Annotated in this window: 1 protein-coding gene; it reads right to left on the bottom strand. The window is 69.2% G+C overall.

The features are described 5' to 3' along the window. On the bottom strand, positions 1-1,213 hold a 1,213-nt coding region (locus BMX85_RS29835; RefSeq protein WP_229210739.1), incomplete at both ends, for a type VI secretion system Vgr family protein.

Genomic DNA, 1,213 nt, shown 5'->3' on the forward strand with positions numbered 1-1,213 from the left:
TGTAGCTCGACACCAGCAAGCCGGCCCCGGCCCGCACCGCGCCGTAGCCATCGGTGCGCAGTTCGGCGCCGGTGCCGCGCAGGCTGCCGCGATAGTTGTCGGCCGCGTGGATCAGGTGGCCGAGATTCAATTCGCTGGCCGCGTGGCTGCTCTTGAGCTGGATGCGACCCTGGTTGTCGGTGTCGTCAAACAGCAGCTGGTTGTAGCCCGCGCCGCCGAATTCCTTGCTGCGCACGCCCCATTGCGCGGCGCTGTTGCGATGGCCGGCCGTATCGGCGGCGGCGCCATGCCACAGCGGACTGTTGCCGCCGGCGACGTTGCCCTGCCCGGATACGCCGTGGTCGTGCGCCGCCTTGAACACGGCGGTGTCGCTGTCACGCTCGCTCTTGCCACCCGGCGTGGGCGCTTGTCCGCCCTCCCCTTGGCCGTTGTACAAGGCGCCGACGATGATCGGCCGGTCGATATCGTTTTCGAGGAATTGCACCAGCACTTCCTGCCCGATGCGCGGCAGGAACTGGCTGCCCATGCCGCCGCCGGCCGAGCGTTGCGCCACGCGCACCCAGCAGGTGGCGCTGGCGTCCTGCTGCCAGTGGAAGCGGATGCGCACGCGGCCCAGCTTGTCGCAGTAGATCTCGTCTGCGCCGTTGGGGCTGCTGCTGCCGTCGACCCCGACGACGATCGCGCTCTGGCTGCCGTGCGCGGTCGGTTTCGGATGGTGGCGCAAGCCGTTCTCGCCGACGACGGGGCGCCATGGAGTATCGGCCGCGATCGCTTCGAAGTGGTTGGCGTAGCCGCTGTCGGCGGCCTGCGCGATGACGGCGGCAAAGTTCTCCGGCTGCGCGCGCAGCGATTCCTCCAGCAATTCCGGGATCGGGCCGAACAGCTCCTCCAGGCCCTGTTTGGCCGGCGTTGGCAGGTTGTTGACGCCCACGCTGACCACGCGCAGCACCACATACGCCGGCTCGGTGTCGCCGGCCGCCAGCGGGCCTTGCGTCAACGTGAATCGGGTGCCGGGGCGCAAGGTGCGCACCGTCGAGCGCGCATCCCACAGGTGGCGGCGCGCTTCGTTCGCTTCCATTTGCAACAAGGCGTAGCGTTGCGCCTGCCCGCCGTCGGAGAAGAAATACTGGCCGGGGGTGTCGTAGCTTTCCAGCATGGGCGCATTGGCGCCGCCGACCGCCTGGTTGGTCGGCACGCTGGCGCTGACGGCGCT

This window comes from Duganella sp. CF517, from assembly GCF_900110275.1.
GTDB lineage: Bacteria > Pseudomonadota > Gammaproteobacteria > Burkholderiales > Burkholderiaceae_D > Rugamonas.